11 protein-coding genes and 2 pseudogenes are annotated in these 17,391 nt (G+C 70.0%); 10 read left to right on the top strand and 3 right to left on the bottom strand.

Features of this window, described 5'->3' with window-relative positions:
- The 9 genes and pseudogenes from dnaE to RN743_RS05150 all read left to right on the top strand — a co-directional run.
- Nucleotides 1–1,708 (top strand): annotated as a pseudogene (gene dnaE / locus RN743_RS05190) (DNA polymerase III subunit alpha); the annotation flags it as partial.
- Between the two features lie 120 nt (nt 1,709–1,828).
- Nucleotides 1,829–2,776, top strand: a complete 948-nt coding sequence (locus tag RN743_RS05185) for an acetyl-CoA carboxylase carboxyltransferase subunit alpha (RefSeq protein ID WP_310777082.1) — start codon at nt 1,829–1,831, stop codon at nt 2,774–2,776.
- 131 nt (nt 2,777–2,907) lie between these two features.
- Entirely contained in the window at nt 2,908–3,804 is an 897-nt protein-coding gene (ricT, locus tag RN743_RS05180; protein ID WP_310777080.1) for a regulatory iron-sulfur-containing complex subunit RicT, read from the top strand.
- Nucleotides 3,805–3,811: 7 nt separating this feature from the next.
- Nucleotides 3,812–5,353: a class I tRNA ligase family protein gene (locus RN743_RS05175; RefSeq protein ID WP_310777076.1), complete on the top strand. Its 1,542-nt coding sequence runs from the start codon at nt 3,812–3,814 to the stop codon at nt 5,351–5,353.
- A 168-nt stretch (nt 5,354–5,521) separates the two neighbouring features.
- Nucleotides 5,522–6,463 (top strand): M23 family metallopeptidase, encoded by a 942-nt coding sequence (locus RN743_RS05170; RefSeq protein WP_310777073.1) that lies wholly within the window; start codon nt 5,522–5,524, stop codon nt 6,461–6,463.
- 56 nt (nt 6,464–6,519) lie between these two features.
- Nucleotides 6,520–7,281 carry a hypothetical protein gene (locus tag RN743_RS05165; RefSeq protein ID WP_310777071.1) on the top strand — a complete coding sequence of 254 codons (762 nt, stop codon included), beginning with the start codon at nt 6,520–6,522 and terminating at the stop codon, nt 7,279–7,281.
- 58 nt (nt 7,282–7,339) lie between these two features.
- Nucleotides 7,340–9,520, top strand: coding sequence for a 3-hydroxyacyl-CoA dehydrogenase NAD-binding domain-containing protein (locus RN743_RS05160; protein WP_310777069.1), 2,181 nt, complete (start codon nt 7,340–7,342; stop codon nt 9,518–9,520).
- On the top strand, nt 9,521–10,588 hold the full coding sequence (locus tag RN743_RS05155; protein WP_310777066.1) for a DUF402 domain-containing protein: 1,068 nt from the start codon (nt 9,521–9,523) through the stop codon (nt 10,586–10,588). It abuts the gene before it with no gap.
- Nucleotides 10,589–10,625: 37 nt separating this feature from the next.
- Entirely contained in the window at nt 10,626–11,297 is a 672-nt protein-coding gene (locus RN743_RS05150) for a M50 family metallopeptidase (RefSeq protein WP_310777062.1), read from the top strand.
- 56 nt (nt 11,298–11,353) lie between these two features.
- On the opposite strand, the gene RN743_RS05145 is transcribed toward RN743_RS05150, so the two are convergent.
- Nucleotides 11,354–12,799 carry a M28 family metallopeptidase gene (locus RN743_RS05145; protein WP_310777060.1) on the bottom strand — a complete coding sequence of 482 codons (1,446 nt, stop codon included), beginning with the start codon at nt 12,797–12,799 and terminating at the stop codon, nt 11,354–11,356.
- On the opposite strand from RN743_RS05145, the gene RN743_RS05140 reads away from it, so the two are divergent.
- Nucleotides 12,759–14,756, top strand: coding sequence for a proline--tRNA ligase (locus RN743_RS05140; RefSeq protein ID WP_310777057.1), 1,998 nt, complete (start codon nt 12,759–12,761; stop codon nt 14,754–14,756). The two genes, RN743_RS05145 and RN743_RS05140, sit on opposite strands and share 41 nt — an antisense overlap.
- Nucleotides 14,757–14,764: 8 nt before the next feature.
- Here the strand turns inward: RN743_RS05140 and RN743_RS05135 are convergent, their stop codons facing one another.
- Together RN743_RS05135 and RN743_RS05130 are read right to left on the bottom strand one after the other, a co-directional pair.
- A complete protein-coding gene (locus RN743_RS05135; RefSeq protein ID WP_310777054.1) occupies nt 14,765–16,912 on the bottom strand; it encodes a TonB-dependent receptor in 2,148 nt (715 codons plus the stop codon).
- Nucleotides 16,899–17,391 (bottom strand): annotated as a pseudogene (locus RN743_RS05130) (GatB/YqeY domain-containing protein); the annotation flags it as partial. The gene RN743_RS05135 and the pseudogene RN743_RS05130, both read right to left, overlap by 14 nt.

Genomic DNA, 17,391 nt, shown 5'->3' with positions numbered 1-17,391 from the left:
CCAGTTCGAGTCCAGCCTCGCGACGGACAAGCTGCGCGCCATGCGCTGCGACCGCTTCGACGACCTCGTCGCCGTCAACGCGCTCATCCGCCCGGGTCCGCTCGATTCCGGGATGACGGACGTCTACATCAAGCGCAAGCGGGGGCTCCAGGCGGTCGATTATCCGCACCCCGACCTGCAGGAGATCCTGGAGCCGACGTACGGGGTCATCACCTACCAGGAGCAGGTGATGCGGGCGGCCAACCTGCTCGCGGGCTTCTCGCTCGCCGAAGCGGACGTGCTCCGGAAGGCGGTGGGAAAGAAGGACGCCGACCTCACGGATCGGGTGCTCGGGGAGTTCGTCAAGCGCGCGGTCGAGCGCGGGGTCGCGAAACCGAAGGCGGGCGAGATCGCCGAGCTCATCCGCACCTTCGGCCGCTACGGCTTCAACAAGGCGCACAGCGTGGCGTACGCGCTCCTCTCCTATCGGACCGCGTGGCTGAAGGCGCACTACCCGGCCGAGTTCATGGCCGGTCTCCTGTCGTCGGAGATCGGGAGCACGGATGCCGTCGTCTCCTACATCGCGGCGGCGCGGCCGCTCGGCATCCGGGTGCTGCCCCCCTCGGTCAAGGAGTCGGGGTATCGCTTCACGGTCGTCGACGCCCCGGACGATCCCGGGAAGTCGGCGATCCGCTTCGGGCTGGGCGCGATCAAGGGCGTGGGGCACTCCGCGATCCGGTCCATCCAGGCCGCGCGGGAGGAGGCCCCGTTCGAGAGCTTCATCGACTTCCTCGAACGGATCGACCTGCGGCTCAACAACTCGCGCGTCATCCAGGCCCTCATCGGCGCCGGGGCGCTTGACGACCTGGGCGACCGCGCCGCCCTCACCGCCGGCCTCGAAGTCATGCTCAACGAGGCGCAGTTGCGCCGGCAGGAGGCGGAGAGCGGACAGACGAGCCTGTTCGGAGGCGACGCGGCGGAGACGCGGCCGGAGGTCGAACTCCCGGTCGTGCCCGCGTGGAGCGAGCGCGACCGCCTGCGCGAGGAGAAGGAGCGCCTCGGCTTCTACATCTCGGGACACCCGCTCGAGCGCTACCGGGATCTCGTCGACATGTACGCGCTGGAGGCGAGGACGACGAACCTCCGCCAGCGCCGCGACCGGAAGGTGGAGGTCCCCTGCGTCATCACGGAGACTTCCGTGCGCACGGCGCGCAAGGACGGCCGCGAGTGGGCGCGCCTCACGATCGAAGATTTTCACGGCACGGCGACGACGCTCGTGTTCGGCGATGTGTGGCAGAAGAACCGCGGTCTCCTCACGGACGACCGCCCGGTCCTGATCGCGGGCACGGTGTCGGGTAACTCGCGAGACGACGACGATCCGCCCATCTTCCTCGACTCCGTGCGGCCGCTGGCCGACGTCCGGGACGAGGGCCAGGTGGGGATCCTGATCGAGCTCCGCGAGGACGATCCGCTGGAGCCCGGCGCGTTCGGCAAGGCGCGCGCGTTGATCGAGGCTTCGCCGGGACGCGGGCCGCTCTACCTGGATGTGAAGGCGGGCGGGAGCCAGGAGAACGGCGGCGCGAACGGGGACCTCGGGGGGCCGGAAGGCGACGGGCGCCCGTCCCGGTTCAAGTCGGCAACGCTGCGCGTGGCCCCGACGCCGAGCCTGGTCGAGGAGCTGCGCGCGCTGCTGGGCGGAAGCGGCGTGAGGCTGGTCCCGAACCGCTGACGGTTCGGGGGCCCTTCGGCCGCCCGCTGGCCGGATCGCCACCCGCGGGCCCAGTTTGTGCAGGCAGCCGACGGCCTGCCGGGAATGGATGTCGGCTCCGGGACCGAGAGATGATCGCGTATGTCGATAGAACAGGAAGGCCTGGCCGAACTCCGCAACCACGTGGAGGAGCTTCGGAACAAGGCCCGGGAACGCGGGATCGACGTGAGCGCCGAGCTGGGGCCCCTGGAGGCGCAGCTCGCCGCCGCGCACGATGAGGCCATGGCCCGGCTCTCGCGTTTCGACCGCGTAAAGCTCGCCCGCAACCAGGACCGTCCCTTCTCGCTCGACTACATCCAGGGGATCGGCACGGACTTCTTCGAACTGCGCGGCGACCGGGTCTTCCGCGACGACCCCGCCATCGTCGGCGGCTGGCTCAAGCTCGACGACCGCTCGGTCATGGTCATCGGGCACCAGAAGGGCCGGGAGATGAAGGAGAACCTGCGCCGCAACTTCGGTTCTCCCCATCCGGAGGGGTATCGCAAGGCGAAGCGCCTGCTGCGGCTGGCCGAGAAGTTCGGCCGCCCCGTCATCACCTTCATCGACACGCAGGGGGCGTATCCGGGGATCGGCGCCGAGGAGCGGGGCCAGGCGGAGGCGATCGCCCGCAACCTCGCCGTGATGGCGGGCCTGCGTGTCCCGATCGTGAGCTGCGTCATCGGCGAGGGAGGCTCGGGCGGCGCCCTGGGCATCGGCGTGGCCGACCGCGTCCTCATGATGGAGAACGCGATCTACTCCGTGATCTCGCCCGAGGGGTGCGCCGCGATCCTGTGGCGGAGCCGCGAGCACTCCGACAAAGCGGCGGAGGCGCTCAAGCTCACCGCCCGCGACCTCCAGGATCTGGGCGTGGTGGACCAGGTCATCCCGGAGCCCCGGGGAGGGGCGCATGCGGACCGCGAGGCCGCGGTCGAAGCCATGGGCGCGGCCATCCGGCGCCATCTGCGGGAGCTGGCGAAGCGGGAGCCGGCCGAGCTGGTCGAGTCACGGCGGGACAAGTACTACGCCATCGGCGCCTGGGAGGAGAGGTGAGCGAGGGCCGGCGGCCGCGCCCCGTGCGGCCGCGCCCGCCCCGTCCCGCGCGCCCCGGCGGCGAGTCAGGCAACGGCGCGGCGACCCCGAGTCCGGCGGCGCCCCCCAGTCCCGTGGCGGCCCCGGATCGCGTGGCATCGCCGGGTCCGGCGGCGGGCGCCCCGAGCCAGGTCCTCGAGGTCCGCTTCAAGGGCCTTCGCTCCGACTTCTTCGCCTTCAGCGGCGCCCCTCCGCTGACGGAACGCGAGTACGTCGTCGTGGAGGCCGACCGAGGGCAGGACATCGGGTGGGTGAAGCGCGCGGCCTCGGCCCGGGACCTGGCGTGCGAGGGAGGCTGCGACGCCGTGGGCGAGCGCACCGTCCCGCCGCCGTCCCGCCGCGTGATCCGCCGCGCGGCGCCGGCCGATGTCCTGCGGCTGCGGCAGCTTCGCGACCAGGAACTCGAGGTGCGCCGGCGCACGCGCGAACTCGCCGTGAAACACCGGCTGCGCATGAAGGTGAGCGAGGCGGAGTGGCAGTGGGACCGCAACAAGCTCACGGTCTACTTCACCGCGGAGAAGCGGGTCGACTTTCGCGCCCTCGTGCGGGACATGGCCCGCTCGTTCCGCACCCGCATCGACCTGCGCCAGATCGGGGTGCGCGATGAGGCGCGCCGCCTCGGGGGGCTGGGCCGCTGCCGCCGTGAACTCTGCTGCCGCTCGTGGCTCACGTCCATCGAGCCCGTCACGCTGCAGCTCGCGAAGGACCAGGGCCTCTCTCTCAATCCAAGCCAGATTTCGGGCGCCTGCGGCCGTCTCATGAACTGCCTCCGATACGAGCACGCCGTGTACACGCAGGCGAAGAAGCGCTTCCCGCCCGTGGGCCGGACGATTCGAACCGCCAACGGCCGCGAGAACGTGAAGTCGTGGGACCTGTTCGAGGAGACCGTGTCGCTCGAGGCGGGCGACGGCGAGACCCGTACGATCCCGCTGGCCCAACTGAAGGACGAGAGGCGCGCGGCTCGCCGCGCCGACCTGGACCGCCGCTAAGCGGCCCGTGGCAACAGCCCCGCAAGCGCCTCGATTCTATCTCACGACGGCGATCGACTACTCGAACGGCGACCCGCACCTGGGGCACGCGATCGAGAAGATCGGCGCCGACGCGATCGCCCGGTACCGGCGCGCCTGCGGCGACGATGTCCACTTCCTCATCGGGATGGACGAACACGGGCAGAAGGTCCAGCAGGAGGCGGAGAAGCAGGGGGCGGAGCCCGCGGAATGGGTCGACCGGATCGCCGAGGCCTTTCTCGATGTCTGGCGGCGCCTGGGCCTCTCGAACGACGACTTCATCCGCACCTCGGAACCGCGCCACCACCGCGGCGTGACCGCGCTCATGGAGCGGATCGCGGCGAACGGGGACTTCCGCCGCGCGAAGTACGAGGGCCACTACTGCGCCGGGTGCGAGGCCTTCAAGAAGGACGATGAACTGGCGGACGGGCGCTGCCCGCTCCACCCCGGGCGCGAGATCGAGTGGACGGAGGAGGAGAACTGGTTCTTCAAGCTCTCCGACTACCGGGACACCCTCCTCGAACGCCTGCGGAACGACCCGGACTCCGTGCGGCCCCGTACGCGGCGCAACGAGATCACGCGGCTGCTGGAATCCGGACTCGACGACATCTCGGCCTCCCGCTCCAGGATCCGCTGGGGCGTCCCCTTTCCGGGCGATGAGGGGCACACGGTCTACGTGTGGTTCGACGCGCTGTCGAACTACATCACGGCCATCGGCTATCCGGACGGCGAGGCGTTCGGAAAGCTCTGGCCCGCGGACCTCCACATCATCGGCAAGGACATCACCCGCTTCCACTGTGTGTACTGGCCGGCCATGCTGCTGGCCGCGGGGGTGGAGCCGGCGAAGAGCGTGTGGGGCCACGGCTTCATCAAGATCGGCGGGGCCAAGCTCTCGAAGTCGGCGGGGACCGAACTGGGCCTCGTCGAACTCATCGAACGGCACGGGCCGGACGCGCTGCGGTACTTCCTGCTGCGGGAGGTGCCCTGGGATGGCGACCGCGACTACCCGTCGACGGAGGCCTTCATCGAGCAGTTCGACCGCCGCTACACGACGGACCTCGCCAACGACCTCGGCAACCTCCTGAACCGCGTGGTCTCGATGGTGGCCCGGTACCGCGGCGGGGACGTGCCGCGGCCGCGGGCTGGAGCACTCGCGGAAGAGGCGGCGCGCGCCCTCGCGGCATACCGCGCGGCCATGGACGGCTACCTGCTGCACCGGGGCCTGGCGGCGGCGTTCGACATCGTGCGCGCGGCGAACGGGTTCGTGGACGAGTCGAAGCCCTGGGCGCTGGCGAAGGCGGAGCGCGAGGAGGGCGCGGACGCGGACGCGCTCGACGGCGTGTTGTCGCAGCTCATCGCGGCGCTCGGCACGGTGGCCGTGATGCTGGCCCCCTTCACGCCGGCGAAGGCCGCCGAACTCTGGCGGACGCTGGGGGGCGACGGATCGCCGCCGGCCTTCGAGCGTCTCGAAGCGTCCGTAGCCGGGCTCCGGGCCGTGCGTCCGGGCGCCGTGCTCTTCCCCCGGCCCTGATCGCGGGGCCGCCTCCGCGCCGCCGCCCGAAACGTTGACACTGGTCGCCGCCCGCGGCTAACTTTATCAACCGATGTTGCGGCTGCGTGCGGGTTGTTGCCGTCGCGCGGCCGACCGGCCGGGCAGCTCGACCGGCCTTTTTTTCGCCCCTCGTTACGGTTGGACGACTTGAGGAAACCTTCGTACTGGACGATACAGATACTGCCCGGAGGCGGCGGGCGGGCGCGCAGCTATCGCGTGGAGAAGCGCCGCGCGAAAGCTGTCGGGATCGCCGCGGCCGTGCTCCTGATGATGGCCTCCGCCTTCGTCGCCACCGTGTTGGGGCGCCAGGATGCGGCGGAGCAGCTCGCGCGCTATCGGGCCGAGAACCGGCAGTTGATCAGCAGCCTGCAGGCCATGGAGCGCCGCAGCGGAGAGTTCAGCCAGGCGCTCGACGATCTCTCCGCGCGGGAACAGCGATTCCGGCTCGTCGCCGGCCTTCCCCTGCTCGATCCCGACGTCTACTCGGTCGGCGTCGGCGGACCCGGAGACGTCTCCCCGATGAACGACGAGTTCTTCGAGGTCGCCCCGGACCTGGCGCGGGAGGCCGAGGATGTGGTGGTCGACATCGAGCAGTTGCTGCGGCGCGCGGATCTGCTTGGGAGCAGTCTCACCGAGGCGGCGGATTCCGTCGGGACGCATCGCGAGCGGTTTCAGCGCATTCCCTCGATCTGGCCGGTCGTCGCGGAAGACTCCTGGATCTCCTCGGGCTTCAGCTACAATCGGCTGCATCCGGTGCTCGGGCTCCGGCGCCCCCATACCGCCGTCGACATTTCGGCCGATTTCGGCTCGCCCGTGATCGCGACGGGGGCGGGGCGGGTCACGTTCGCCGGCACGAAGACCGGGTACGGCCGCGTCGTCGAGATCGACCACGGCGATGGCTATGAGAGCCTCTACGCTCACCTGGGCAGAATCGCGGTTCGCGTGGGCGCCCAGGTCCGGCGTGGCGACACCCTCGGGGAGGTCGGCGTCTCCGGGACGGCCACGGGTCCCAATCTACACTACGAGGTCCTGATCGACGGCCGCGCGGTGAACCCGGTCGGCTACTTCCTGGACGGCTACCGCCGCTAGCAGGAGCTTCTTAGATTCCGCCCACTTATCCGGACACCCCAACTGGAGTTCGATTGATGTCGAAGTTGCGTGTGGCGACCCCGCTTCTGGCGATCCTCCCGTTGCTGGCCGCCTGTGGCGGCAGAATCACCGTGCACGTCACGGCCGACGAGGCCGCGGCCGAACCGGTGAACGACCTGGAAGTTCAGTTTCTTCCATTTGACCGCGATTCCATGTTCGCGGTCATCGTCGGGCAGGCCGCGACGCCGGAGCCGACGATCCCGGCGGATCTCGAGGAGGCCTCCCGGACCGAACAGGAGTACCGGGACCGCTGGAGTACGGCGGAGTCGAGCTGGAACAACGTCCGCGATTCCATGCGGTCGATCACTGCGCAACTCGACAATCTCGACGACCGCAGCGCGCAGTACCGGCAGCTGTTCGACCAGTTCGGCGATCTCGAGGATCGCGAGCAGGCCCTGAACCGCCAGCGCCAGGCGGCGTTCGACGAGTTCAGCGAGCTGCAGCAGGCCAACCAGCAGCGCGTCGACTCGATCTGCATCGTCATCGATTCCTGGGAGGAAGCGGCCTTCGCGGGGTACGGCGACATGGAGGACGATCTCCTCATGGCGCTGGGACGAGAGGTGATGGCGGACACCACGGACGCCGATGGGGTGGCGTGGGCGTCGGCGTCCGGCGGGCCCTGGTGGATCCACGCGCGGGTGAACACCGCGGCCGGTGAACTCTACTGGAACGTGATGGTCGACGAGGCTTCGTCGGACACGCTGCGGCTGGTGCCGGGCAACGCCGAACTGCGACAGGGTGTGCGTCAGCGCTGCTAGTGTCGTGTCCCGGAAATACCCCGGCTGATTCGAGCGCTGCCGGGTAGCTGGGGAACGCATGGTAGATAAGCCGCCGCCGCCGCTCAGGCTCGAGATCGACGCGGACAAGATCGCCTGGTTGATCTTCGACGCCGCCGACTCCCAGGTGAACCTCCTCAATCTCCAGGTGATGCAGCACCTGGACCACTATCTCGCGGAACTCGAGTCGCGGATCGCGACCGGACACCCCATCGCGGTCGTCATCTGGAGCGCAAAGCCGGGGACGTTCATTGCCGGCGCCGACGTCAACGAGATCGCCGAGATCGAGGACGAGGAGGACGGCAGCCGGAAGAGCGCGATGGGGCAGCGGATCTTCAGCCGGCTGGGACGGCTCGGGATCCCGAAGATCGCCGCGATTCGCGGCGTCTGCCTGGGCGGGGGCACGGAACTCGCGCTGGCGTGCGACTGGCGCCTGGCTTCGGACGCGCCCGCCACGACCATCGGCCTGCCCGAGATCAAGCTCGGGTTGATTCCCGGGTTCGGGGGCTCGGTGCGGCTGCCCCGCCTCATCGGGATTCAGCGGGCGCTCTCGATGATCCTCACGGGGCGGAGCCTCTCCGCCTCGCACGCGTATCGGTACGGTCTCGTCGACCAGGTCTTCGAGGACACGGGCTTCCAGCATTCCGTCGCGCAGGTGGCGCTGGACGCCGTGCTCGGGCGGGTCGAGCGCGTGCTCCCGCACGAGACCGCACGAGACCGCTTCCTCGAAAACACCCGCCTGGGTCGCCGTCTTCTGTTCCGGGGTGCCCGCAAGCGCGTGCGCACCGCCTCCGGGACGCGATACCCCGCGGCCCTGAAGGCGATCGACGTCATCGAGGAAACGCTGGACCTGCCGATCGACGAGGCCCTCGCCATCGAGGCGGAGGCGCTGGGGGAAGTGGCCACGACGGACGTCTGCCGGAACCTCGTCCGGCTGTTCCGGGGAGGCCGGGCCGCGAACAAGACCTTCGCTCCGCAGATCGGGGCACAGCAACGGGAGGTCAGGAAGGTCGCCGTCCTCGGGGCCGGCGTCATGGGCGGCGGGATCGCCGAACTCGCCGCCGCGCACGACATCGCGGTCATCCTCAAGGATATCGATCGGGCTGCGCTCGACACGGGACTGCGCCACGCGAACGAGTTGCTCCAGAAGGCGGGCAAGCGGGGGATCATCGCGCCGGAGGAGGTGGGGCTGAAGTTCGCGCTCATCCACGGAACGCTCGACTACGAGCGGTTCGGCGATGTCGATGTCGTCATCGAAGCCGTCGTCGAACGGCTCCACGTGAAGCAGCAGGTCCTGCGGGATGTGGAGCCGGAACTCCCCCCGCACGCCGTCTTCGCGACGAACACGTCCTCGCTGTCGGTGACGGAGGTGAGCCGGGCCGCCGCCCGCCCGGACCGGGTCGTCGGCCTGCACTTCTTCAATCCGGTGCACCGGATGCCCCTCGTGGAGATCATCCGCGGGGAGTCTTCATCGGATGCGGCGCTCGCCACGGCGGTCCGGCTCGCGCGGCGGCTCGGGAAGACGCCCGTGCTCGTCGCGGACCGGCCCGGGTTCATCGTCAACCGGCTTCTCGCGCCGTACCTGAACGAGGTCGGCTTCCTGCTGGAGGATGGGGCGGACGTGGCGGGTATCGACCGGACGCTGAAGGAGTTCGGGCTTCCGATGGGGCCGTGTCGACTGCTCGATGAGGTCGGTTTCGATGTCGCGGCGCACGTCGCGAAGGAGATGTCCCGGGCGTTCGGCGACCGCATGCGGCCCTCCGCGGCTCTGGAAACGCTCACGGGCCTGGGCCGGCTGGGGAGGAAGAACGATCGCGGGTTCTACACCTATTCCGACCGCGACGAGCGCGTGGACCGGGAGGTGAGCCGCGCCTTCCGCTCGGGGGGCGGCGGCGTGCGACCCGAGGAGATCATCGACCGCTGCCTGCTGGTTTCCGTGAACGAAGCCATGTACGCGCTGGAGGAACGCGTCGTGGCGGGGCCGGGAGACGTCGATCTCGCGATGGTGCTCGGCACCGGGTTTCCGCCGTTCCGCGGCGGACCGCTGGCGTGGGCGGAATCCCGCGGAGCGGGGGCGGTGCGCGACCGTCTTCTCGAACTGCGGGAGCGGCACGGGGACCGCTTCGCTCCGGCGCCGGGGCTGGAAAGGCTCGCCGACGCGAACGGATCGTTCACGTCCGACGCTCCGTGGCGAGACCCGGGGTCTCCGTCGGACATTTAGGTGGGTTTCGACCTCCTGGGGGCGCGGCGTCGCGCGTTGCGGGCCGCGCGCCGGATCCCGGACGATGCACCGCGCGTAGACGTGGAAGTGCGTCGCGGGAGTCACGTGCAGCGCTTCCGCCAGGAGTTGCTCGTGGACGACCCGCGATGGAAGATCACGCTTCAGATCCTCGACGGGGACTTTACGCCGGTGAGGATCGACGGAGCCACGACCCTGCGGCCCGGCTCCCTCCTCATGTGGTTCCTTCGGCCGGGGCAGCCCTTCGAGGTCGGAGCCTTCTACCACGGCCGCGGCACCTTCCAGGGCTACTACATCAACCTCATCCGCCCTCCGCGCCTGCAGTCCTCGCCCTGGGTCATCGAGGATCTCTACCTCGACGTGTGGCTGCCGGAGGGGGGAGCCGGCGTGTTGCTGGACGAGGACGAACTGGATGCCGCTGTGGCCCGCGCCGAGCTGTCGGCGGCGGAGGCCGACGCGCTGCGCCGGATCGGGGCAGGGCTGCTGGCCCGGTCGAGGCGCTCCGGACCCCGCCGGTGGTTGCCCCGCAGCGTCGGGAGATCGCCCGCGGAATCCGTGCCGGCGCTCCGCCTGCGCCGGGACGCCCCGGGGACCTTCCATGCGGCGCGGATCTCGGGTCGGATCATCGCCTTCGGCCTCTACCTGATGGCCGCGGTCTCCGCGACTTCCGCGGGGTTCGCCGCGTTCACCGACGCCTTCCTGGTCGCGGGCCCGGCGCAGGATGCCTGGCGGCTGACCATGCTGGGCGAGGCGCTCCTCCTGGCCCCGCTCGCCCTCGGCGGCTGGCTGCCCGCGACCCGTTGGCCGCAGCCGCCCCTCACGGACGAGCGCTCCCTCTTCATCGCGACGCTCGCCGCGGGGCTCGCGGTGCTCGCGCTCAGCGAGCGCACGGCATGGGCCGGCGCGCTTCTGCCCATATACGCCACGCTGGGCATCTTTTCGCTGGTCTTCGCCGTGTGCCGGTGGCGGTTCGACCGGAAGTTGCCGGTCTTCGCGCTCGCGGGCGTGGCCATGACGCTCGTCGCGCTCGTCATCCTGATCGCAACGTGACGACACCGGCGCGCCGCGCATCCCGTATGAGGAACGCATGAACGATCAATCCAAGCGACGCGTCCGGTTCCTGGCCGCGTTCGTCGGCCTCTTCGCGGTCGTCTGGTTCCTCTGGGACACGCCCTTCGTGTATCCCGTGAAGCTCTTCGTCGTCCTCATGCACGAGATCAGCCACGGGCTGGCAACGCTGGCGACGGGGGGGCGGATCCTCGCCATCGAGGTGACGCCGCGCGAAGGAGGACTGTGCCGGTGTCCCGGCGGGAACGCGTTCCTGAGCCTTTCCGCGGGGTATCTCGGAAGTCTGCTCTGGGGCGGACTGATGATCTGGAGCGCGGAACGCTTCCCGACGCTCAGCTCGTGGTTTTCCGCGGTCCTCGCCGCGACCGTGGGGGGCATGACGCTGCTCTTCGCGCAGCAATCCTTCGCCGTCGCGTTCGGACTCGCCTTCTCCGCCGCGCTGCTCGCGGTGGCCTGGCGGGCGAGCGCCGCGGTGAACCGCGTCCTGCTCACCGCGCTCGGCCTCACGAGTTGCCTCTACGCGGTGCTGGACATCAAGAGCGACATCCTCGACCGGCCGGAGTTGCGGTCGGACGCCCGGATGCTGGCCGAACTCACCGGCATCCCGACGCTCGTCTGGGGCGGGTTGTGGATCGCCGTCGCGCTCCTGTTCTGCTTCTTCCTGTTCCGCTGGGCCTGGCGCCGCGCCTAGCCGCACGACAACTGGAGGCCGGGATTCGGGCCACCCGGCGCCGCGCCTGGCGGCTTCTAGCTACCGGGATCGCGGCGGGTCCATTCCAGCGGCTCGAACGCTCCGATGGGCCACGGGAAGACGACGGGACTCTCGTAGCCGTCCTCCGACACGCTGGCCACGCCGAACAGGTAGTTGTCGATGACGATGTTCTCGAGCGTGTGCTCCGTCACGTCGCCCGCGAAGACGCTCCACTGCCACTGCGGCGCATCGGTGAGCCGCCAGTAGACGCGGTATCCCGCGAGGTTCGGGGCGCGGTCCGGGGGGACCGGGTCCCACCTGAGCGTCGTGGACGGCCGGACGGCGCCCTGGATCGCCACGTTCCGCGGCGGCGCGGGAGCCCAGGCCATGGCGGCGAGCGAGATCGCGTTGACCGCCGTCAGCTTGGCGGCGAAGTCGAACTCGACCTCCTCGATCACGTCGCCGTACTCGACGCCATCCTCCACGCGGATGTCCTGGTGCTGGCGCCGGTAGTCCTCGTTCGCCTCCATGATCCGGACGGCGGGGAAGCCGGCGTCGTTGAACGGCCGGTGGTGTCCGCCGCGCCCGAACCGGTCCAGCCGGTACACCATCATCATGTCGAGATTCGGGACGTAGCCGTCGACGAGACGGTCGACGAAACGGGCCAGGTTCCGCGACGGGGAGTCCACCTCGCCCCCGGTGACGCGCCGCCGCCCGGCGACCTGCTCGGTTTCGTCCGCCCGCGTGCCCTCGGCGAAGATGCGCGCGATGGTGTTGTCCGAGATGCCGTTCTGGCCCTGGATGTTGCCGATCATGTCGTTGTTCAGCACCGCCTGGAGGCGCCAGCCCTCGTCGAGCGCGACCTCGGCCATGTGCCGCCCGCCGAACAGCCCCTGCTCCTCGCCGGACAGCCCCGCGTAGATGATGGATCCGTTGAACTCGTACTGCGTGAGGACGCGCGCGGCCTCCAGCACGCCGGCCATCCCGGACGCGTTGTCGTTCGCGCCGGGCGCGTCGATGACGCCGTCGAGGGCGCCCGTAGCGCGCGAGTCGATATCGCCCGACATCACGACGTAGCGGCCCGGGTCCGTCGTCCCGCGCTGGATCGCGAGCACGTTGACGATGGCCGTCGTGTCGGGGATGCGGGCCGCGCCCATGACGAGGGACGTCTGGTACGAGACCTCGAGGCACCCGCCGCACGCCGCGGAGATCGCGTCGAACTCGGCCTTGATCCAGCGCCGGGCGGCCCCGATCCCGCGCGTGTCGGACAGCGTGTCGGACAGCGTGTGGCGGGTGCCGAAGCCCGCGAGCCGGCGGATGTCGGCCTCCACGCGCGCGGCCGAGACGGCCGCCACGATGTCGTGCAGCGCCGCGAGTTCCGCGGCGGGTCGCCCGGCTTCCTGGCCGTGCAGCGGGCGGGAGGCGGGGGGGGTCGCCACGGCGGCGGCGAGGACGACGATCATGACGGGCTTCACGCTGGGCGCTGCGGACCTTCGAAGCACGGGTCACTCCGGGGATGAAGTCGTATCGGTGTCGGGCCGAGCCGGTGCCCGACCGATATCTTATCGACACGCTGGCCCCCGGACAGCGGGCCGGTTAGCGTCGCGTGTCTCTCCGCGCCGTGCGGCGGAACCCGTTACCATTCCGAGCCCATTCCGAACCACTCCGAGCGGTCGACCCGTGAATCGAACCGAACGTACAGGACAGCGAGTCTCGAATCTCTTCGGCATGACCCTGCGCCAGGCGCCGGGGGAAACCGAGATCGAGTCCCACAGCCTCCTCCTGAGGGCCGGCTACGTCCGCCAGCTCGCGGCGGGCATCTTCTCCTACCTGCCTCTCGCCTGGCGGTCGCTGAGGAAGATCGAGCAGATCCTGCGCGAGGAGATGGACCGGATCGACGGGCAGGAGCTGTCGATGCCCGTCGTGCATCCGGCGGAGCTGTGGCAGGCGACCGGCCGCTGGTACGACATCGATGCGACCATGGCCCGGTTCGTCGACCGCCGCGAGCGCGACCTGCTCCTGGCGATGACGCACGAGGAGGTGGTGGCCTTCCACGCGGCGACCGAGATCCAGTCCTACCGGCAGCTCCCGGCCATGGTCTATCACATGCAGACCAAGTTCCGGGACGAACTTCGCTCCCGCGGCGGGCTCATTCGCGTGCGCGAGTTCATCATGAAGGACTCCTACTCGCTGGATCGGGACCCGGAGGGGCTCGCGAAGCAGTACGACCGGCACTACGAGGCGTACGAGCGCATCGGGCGGCGCTGCGCCCTGCCGCTCACGGCCGTGCGGAGCGATACGGGCATGATGGGCGGCAAGATCGCCCACGAGTTCATGTACGTGACGCCGATCGGCGAAGACAGCCTCGCGCTCTGCGACGCCTGCGGGTACGCCGCGAACCGCGAGGTCGCCGAGTTCACGCTCGAACCCCGGGAAGGCGGGATGTCGCCGCTGGAGCGCGTCCACACGCCCGGCACGGCCACGATCGAGGAGGTGACGGGGCTGCTCGGGATCTCCGCCGCGGAGACCGGGAAGATGGTCTTCTACATGGGCAGCTTCGCTGCGGAGGAGGGGGCACGCGAGGAGAAGCTGATCGCGGCGATCGTGCGCGGCGACCTCGAGGTGAACCCGATCCAGGTCCAGAACCTCACGGGGGCGCTCGAGCTTCGCCCGGCGCACGAGGAGGAGATCGCCGCGGTCGGCATGGTGCCGGGGTTCGCCTCTCCGGTGGGCGTGGAGCCCGAGGCCGCGATCTTCGTTGTCGACCGCTGGGTCGTGGAATCGCCGAACCTGGTGCTCGGGGCGAACGAGACGGACTACCATCTCCGCAACGTCTGCTGCGGCCGCGACTACGAGCCCACCGTGGTCGGGTCCGTCGCCCTCGCCTTCGAGGGCGCGCCGTGCGGGCGCTGCGCCGACGGGCTGCGCATGGCCCGCGGCGTGGAGGTGGGGAACATCTTCCAGCTCGGCACCCGCTACTCCGAGGGGCTGGAGGCGACGTACACGGACGAGGACGGGGTCGAGCGTCCGATCTGGATGGGGTCGTACGGGATCGGGACCGGGCGCCTCCTCGCCTGCGTGGCCGAGGAACACCGGGACGACTACGGCCTCAAACTGCCGGTCTCCGTCGCGCCGTATCACGTCTCGCTCGTCTCACTCGCGCGCGAGGAGGAGACGTGGGAGACGGCGGACCGGGTGTTCGAGGAGCTGTGCGCCGCCGGGATCGAGACGATCTACGACGACCGGCGGGACCTCCGCGCCGGCGTGAAGTTCAACGACGCCGACCTGCGCGGCCTCCCGCTCCGCCTCGTCATCGGCGAGCGCTCGCTGGAAGCCGGGGGCGCCGAACTCAGCCACCGGGGAGTCCGCGAGAGCCGGATCATCCCGCTCGACGACCTCGTCGCCGAACTCCGCCACGAGATCGACACCCTCATGTCAGCGCTCGCCCTCGACGACTGACGCGCGAATCAGCCGCCGAAGCGCACCCGCAGGCCGCCCACGAGGGTTCGCGGCGCGCCCACCCGGATGAAGCCGTTCGCGTCGTGGGACATCTCGGCGATGGTGTCGAAGACGTTCTGCACGCTCGCGAAGGCGCTCAGCCGGCTCGTCAGCTGACGGCGGAAGCGAATATCCAGGAGGAATGAGCCCGCGATCTCCCCCGTGTTGAGGTCGTTGTCGAAGCGGGCGCCCAGGTACCGGCCGGTCGCGACCACCTCCAGCGTGGACGGGTCGATGTGCCCGACCCTCAGCATGGCGCGGTGCGTCGGGCTCCCCTGCACTTCGTTCCCGATCAGGTCCGGGCGTCCCGGCGCGTCCGTCACTTCCGTCGGGTTGTACTGGTGGTTCATCGCCAGCAGCCAGGCGGCGGACGGACGCAGTTCGATCTCGGTCTCGAGTCCGACGCTGCGCAGCGTGCCCACGTTGTCGCGACGCCGGCACACGCCCCCGGCCGCCACGAAGCCGCACGGCTGAATGACGCCGGACGTCTCGGCCTCCTGGATCGTGACGTCGGTGATCGCGTCGCTCACGCGGGCCCAGAAGCCTGTGAGCCGGATGAGGACCGAGGAGCCGGGTTGCAGATCGAGACCCACCTCCGCGCCCAGCACCTGCTCCGGATCCAGCGCCTCGTTCGACTCGTTCACGACGTTCCCGGCGGCTCTGAACGGCTTGTAAAGTTCGTTCAGCGTCGGGACGCGCAGGCCGCTGTAGAAGCTCGCGCGGAACGTCGCGCGGTCGGTAGCAGCGAGCAGGACGCCGAGGTTGTGGCTCAGCTTCGTCCCGCTTCGGTCCTCGAATTCGTTATCCGTCAGTACGTTCCCGTCGGCGATCGCGAAGATGTGACGCATGCCCGAGGCATTGCCCCACCGGTCGAACCTCAGGCCTCCGTACAATTGCGACCGGTCGTTCAGGTGAACCCGGTCCTGGATGAAGAAGCCGTACAGCGTCTGGTCGCCGCCGGTCTCCCGCTGTCGCGTGAACGCGCCGTCGCTGAACAGGTACTGCTCCGAGGCCTCGCCGGTCGCGCTCAGGATGTCGGTCCCGATCGTGAGGTTGTGCCTGCCGAGGCCGGACTTCTGCCACACGAGGTTCGCGCCGACCCCCGACGAGGGAACGTCCTGACTGATCGACGGCTGCTCGCTGTTCCGGCCCGCGCCGACGCCCGAGAACGAGTTCACGTACGTCTGCGACTGCATGTAGGCGTTGAAAGCGAGCGAGGACGTCTCGCCGGTCGTCAGCGTGGCGCCGACCTGTCCGAATCCCGCCTCCGTCGTGTTGTTGCGGAGGGGGGTCGCGTTGTCCTTGTCCTGGTCGAAGTAGTTCCCCTGGGCGTGGATGCGCAGGCGGTCCCCGGCCTGGAACTCGACCTTCGCGCGCAGGGCTCCGTGGCTCGACGCGGAGGGGATGTCCACGGCGCCACGCAGGCTGGGCTCGGTCACGATGTAGCCGTCGCTGTCGAAGAACTCGCCCGCCACGTATCCGCCGGCGCGGTCGTCGCCGAAGGACGCCATCGCATCGCCGCGGAAGGTGGATTGGCTCCCTCCCTGCATGCCCGCGGAGAACCCGCCGCCACCGCCGGAGCGCGTGATGACGTGGACGACGCCCGCGAGGCTCTGGCTGCCCCAGCTGACCGTGGCGCCGCCCCGCACGATCTCGATGCGTTCGATGACCTCCACCGGGACCTGGCTCCATCGTACCCAGCCGAAGTAGGGGTCGTTCAGCGGAACGCCGTCGACGAGCACGAGCGTGCGGCTGGCGGCCGTGCCCCCCAATCCCCGCAGGGTCACGGCCTGCCAGGAGGGATGCGCCACTCCGGCCTGGAACGGGAAGCGGAAGTTGAGTCCGGGCACCTCCTGAAGGACGTCCTGGAGCGTCTGCGCGGCGGAGAGACGCAGTTCCTCGCGCGTGACCGTCGTCACGTTGACGGGGACCTCGCCCACCGATGTGGGGGCGCGCAGCGCCGAGACGATCAACTCGCCCAGCGCAATCACGCTGTCCGCAGGGACCGGATCCTGCGCCTCGAGCGCGGCGCCCGGCCACAGCCCCCAAAGGGCAAGCACGAGTAACCCGCGGCGGGGTTGCCGGAGCGAGCGAAGCACCGCTTCACGTAGCGTCATTGAGACTCTCCTCGAGGAGTTCCCTCACGATGGCCGGGTCCGCGCGTCCGTGCGTCGCGCGCATGACCTGGCCGACGAAAAAACCGGCGAGGCCGGTGTGGCCGGCGGCATAGCGCGCCACCTCGGCCGGGTGGGCGGCCACGACGTCGTGCACGACCTCGCGAATCTGCTCTGCGTCGCCGATCCGGCCCAGCCCCTCGCGCCGAACGATCTCGCGGGGGGCGCCGCCCTCTTCCACGAGCCGCGCCAGCAGCGACTTCGCCACCGCCCGCGAGATCGAGCGCTCGAGCACGAGTTCCACCAGTTCGGCCAGCGCCTCCGGCTCGAGCGCGCCCGCGTGGCCTTCGCTGCCCCCGGCGCCGCGGACCTCGTGCACGAGCCAGGTCGCGACGGCGGCCGGATCCACTCCGCCGCGGATCGCGCGCTCATAGTACTGTACCGATTCGGCGGAACCACTGAGCAGGTCGGCGAGTTCGTCC

This window comes from Candidatus Palauibacter scopulicola (assembly GCF_947581915.1).
Classification (GTDB): Bacteria; Gemmatimonadota; Gemmatimonadetes; order Palauibacterales; family Palauibacteraceae; genus Palauibacter; species Palauibacter scopulicola.
The sequence above is the reverse complement of the archived record's forward strand: the minus strand, read 5'-3'. Positions and strand labels throughout refer to the sequence as shown.